3 protein-coding genes are annotated in these 3,133 nt (G+C 73.1%); 1 reads left to right on the forward strand and 2 read right to left on the reverse strand.

The window, feature by feature from the left end:
• Nucleotides 1-197: transposase (locus AB0J52_RS33830; RefSeq protein ID WP_500186953.1), on the forward strand; the 197-nt coding region annotated here is incomplete at its 5' end.
• A 274-nt stretch (nt 198-471) separates the two neighbouring features.
• Here AB0J52_RS33830 and AB0J52_RS33835 read toward each other — a convergent pair.
• On the reverse strand, nt 472-1,197 hold the full coding sequence (locus AB0J52_RS33835) for a dienelactone hydrolase family protein (protein WP_500186954.1): 726 nt from the start codon (nt 1,195-1,197) through the stop codon (nt 472-474).
• 88 nt (nt 1,198-1,285) lie between these two features.
• The gene (locus AB0J52_RS33840; RefSeq protein WP_500186955.1) at nt 1,286-2,956 is read right to left on the reverse strand and encodes an amidohydrolase; all 1,671 of its coding nucleotides are present in this window, start codon (nt 2,954-2,956) and stop codon (nt 1,286-1,288) included.
• Nucleotides 2,957-3,133 lie beyond the last annotated feature (177 nt).

Below are 3,133 nucleotides of genomic sequence, written 5' to 3' on the forward strand. Positions count from 1 at the left end.
GACGCGCCCGCCGCGGCTCACGCGGCGGGCGCCCACCGGTCTTCAACACCGACCTCTACAAGCGCCGCAACGTGGTCGAACGCTGCATCGGACGTCTCAAGCAATGGCGAGGCATCGCCACCCGCTTCGACAAACTCGCCCGCCACTACCGGGCAGCGATCGTCCTGGTCACCGCCCTGCTCTGGATCAACACATGATCCACCGGACACGACCTAGGGCCTGTTTCAAAGTGGCCTCAGCCCCGCGCGCGAACGCGTTACCTGCCCGGTGGAGCGATGCCGAAGGCGAGCGGAACCGGGCAGATCGCGAAGCGATGCCGCGTTCGCCCAGGCCTGGTCACCTAGCGAGCCGCCAGGCGAGCGCAGTGGGCCAGGACTTTGAAACACGGCCTAGTGGCGCCCTGCTGGCCTCTGCACGACCCGGGCGAGGACGATGGCGGCGGAGAGGAGTGAGCGTTAGAGGCCTACCAGGTCACTCTGATAGGGGCAGGCACTCGGCGAGCAGGTCGACCACGTCGCGCCAGGCCCGCTGCGCGTGCCGTGGGTGATAGCCGACGCCGGGGACCGCGGCATGGTCGACCGGCGGGTGGTGGAAGGCGTGCGGGGCACCCCCGTAGACCATGAGGCGCCAGTCGACGCCCGCGGCCTGCATCTCGGCGGCGAACGCGTCCCGCTGTGCGGGCGGCATGATCGGGTCTTCCGACCCGACCCCGGCCCACACCGGGCAGCCGATGCGCGCCGCCTCGCCTGGCCGGCCCGTGGTCAGTGCGTTGACCGTTCCGATCGCGCGGAGGTCGACGCCATCGCGCCCGAGTTCGAGCGCGATCGCGCCCCCGGTGCCGTAGCCGATGGCGGCGACCCGGTCAGGGGCGGTCCGTGGTTCGGCACGCAACACCTCAAGCGCCGCGTGGCCGATGCCCCGCATCCGGTCGGGGTCGGCGAGCAGCGGCATGCAACGGGCCAGCATCTCCTCGGGGTCGCCCAGGTAGCGGCCGCCGTGAAGGTCGAAGGCCAGCGCCACGTATCCCAGCTCGGCCAGGGCCTCGGCTCGGCGGCGCTCGACGTCGCTGAGCCCCATCCCTTCGGGCCCGATCAGGACGCCGGGCCGACGGTCGACGCCTGCGGGGAGCGCGAGGTGTCCGATCATCGTCAAGCCGTCGGCCGGGTATTCGACCGTACGTGTCGTCACCGCTGTCATGAGACTGGACTGTAGTGACCGTCGAGCCCGGTCGAACCGGTGTTCACCGCCGGCGGACCGCGGTCGGCGCGTGCCCTGACGTCTGCGCTCATGCGGTGTACACCGCTTCGCCGCCGACGTAGGTGGCCAGGACGCGGGCGTCGGCGATCTCCTCGGGCGGGCCGGTGAGGATGTCGCGGTCCAGGACGACCAGGTCGGCGAGGTTGCCGACGCGCAGGCTCCCGGTGTCGTCCAGGCCGTTCACGTGCGCGGATCCCGCCGTGTAGGCGGCGAGGGCGGTGCCCGGGTCGAGCCGCTGCTCGGGGAGGAACACGCGGCCGTCGCCGGAGCCGGGCTCGCGGCGGTTGACCGCGACGTGGATCCCGGCGAGCGGGTCGGGGCTGCTCACCGGCCAGTCACTTCCGGCGGCGAGGGTCGCGCCCGCGCGCAGCAGGTCACCGAACGGGTACTGCCAGGCCGCGCGCTCGGGGCCGAGGAACGGGATGGTCAGCTCGTCCATCTGCGGCTCGTGCGCGGCCCAGAGCGGCTGCATGTTGGCGATCGCGCCGAGCCGGGCGAACCGGGGGACGTCGTCGGGGTGGACGACCTGGAGGTGCGCCAGGTGGTGGCGGGTGCCGCGGTGGCCGTTGGCGGCGCGCGCGGCCTCCACCGCGTCCAGCGCCTCGCGGACGGCCCGGTCGCCCAGCGCGTGGAAGTGCACTTGGAAGCCGAGCGCGTCCAGCTCGGTCACGTACCCGCGCAGCGCCTCCGGATCGACGAAGCTGAGCCCGGAGTTGTCCGTCGCGCAGCCGCAGGCGTCCAGGTACGGGCTGGTCATCGCGGCGGTGAAGTTCTCCGCGACGCCGTCCTGCATGATCTTCACGCTGTCCGCGCGGAACCGGCCGTGCCGCAGCCGCGAGCGCGCCTCGACCAGCTCCGGGACCTGCTCGGCGCCGCGCTCCCGGTCCCACCAGAGTGCGCCGTTGACCCGCGCTGTGAGGCTTCCGTCGCGCGCCGCCGCCAGGTACGCCGCGTCGTTCCCGCTGAAGCCGCCGTACCCGCCGACCGCCGCGTCCTGCCAGCCGCTGATGCCGAGGGAGTGCAGCAGTTCCTGTGCGCGCAGCAGCCCGGCCACCATGTCGGCGGGGGTGCGCGCGGGGACGAGCCGTCCGACCAGTTCGACCGCGCCCTCCTGAAGGACTCCGCCTGGGGTGCCGTCGGGTTCGCGCTCGATGCGTCCGTCCGGAGGGTCGGGCGTCACTGCGGTGACCCCGGCCAGCTCCAGCGCGCGGGTGTTGCACCAGGCCCCGTGGTGGTCGCGGTTGTGCAGGAAGACCGGACGGTCGGGGACGACCGCGTCCAGCAGCCGCCGGTCCGGCAGCCCGCCCTCGAAGCTCTCCATCGACCAGCCGCCGCCGGAGATCCACGCACGGCCGGGATGCGCGGCGGCGAAGTCCCGCACCGCCGCCAGGTAGTCGTCCACCTCGACCGTACCCGTCAGGTCGCATTCGCCGAGTTCCACGCCGCCGCCGACCGCGTGGACGTGCGCGTCCTGGAAGCCGGGGACCAGCAGCCGTCCCGCCAGGTCGACGACCTCGGTGCGCGGGCCGACGAGGTCCCGCACCTCGTCGTGCCCGACCGCGACGATCCGCCCGCCGCGGACGGCGAGCGCGGTCGCACGGGTGCGGGCCGGGTCCACGGTGTGGACGGGTCCACCGGTGAAGACCAGATCGGCGTGCGCCCGCGATCCGATGGGCGGCTGGGGATCGGGATGGGTCATGGGTTGCTCCCGTCGGTGTTCCGTCCTGGGACGCCACTTCCGGCGCTCGGACGGCAGCCCAGGCAAGCGTGCCCGCACCGCCAACGTCAATGCCGTTGACATAAGCTGCGGCCATGAGTGAACGCGTCACACCGGAGGACCGGCGCCGCCGGCGGCGGCCGACCAAGCAGGGCACCG

Source organism: Spirillospora sp. NPDC049652 (genome assembly GCF_040675125.1).
GTDB lineage: Bacteria > Actinomycetota > Actinomycetes > Streptosporangiales > Streptosporangiaceae > Spirillospora.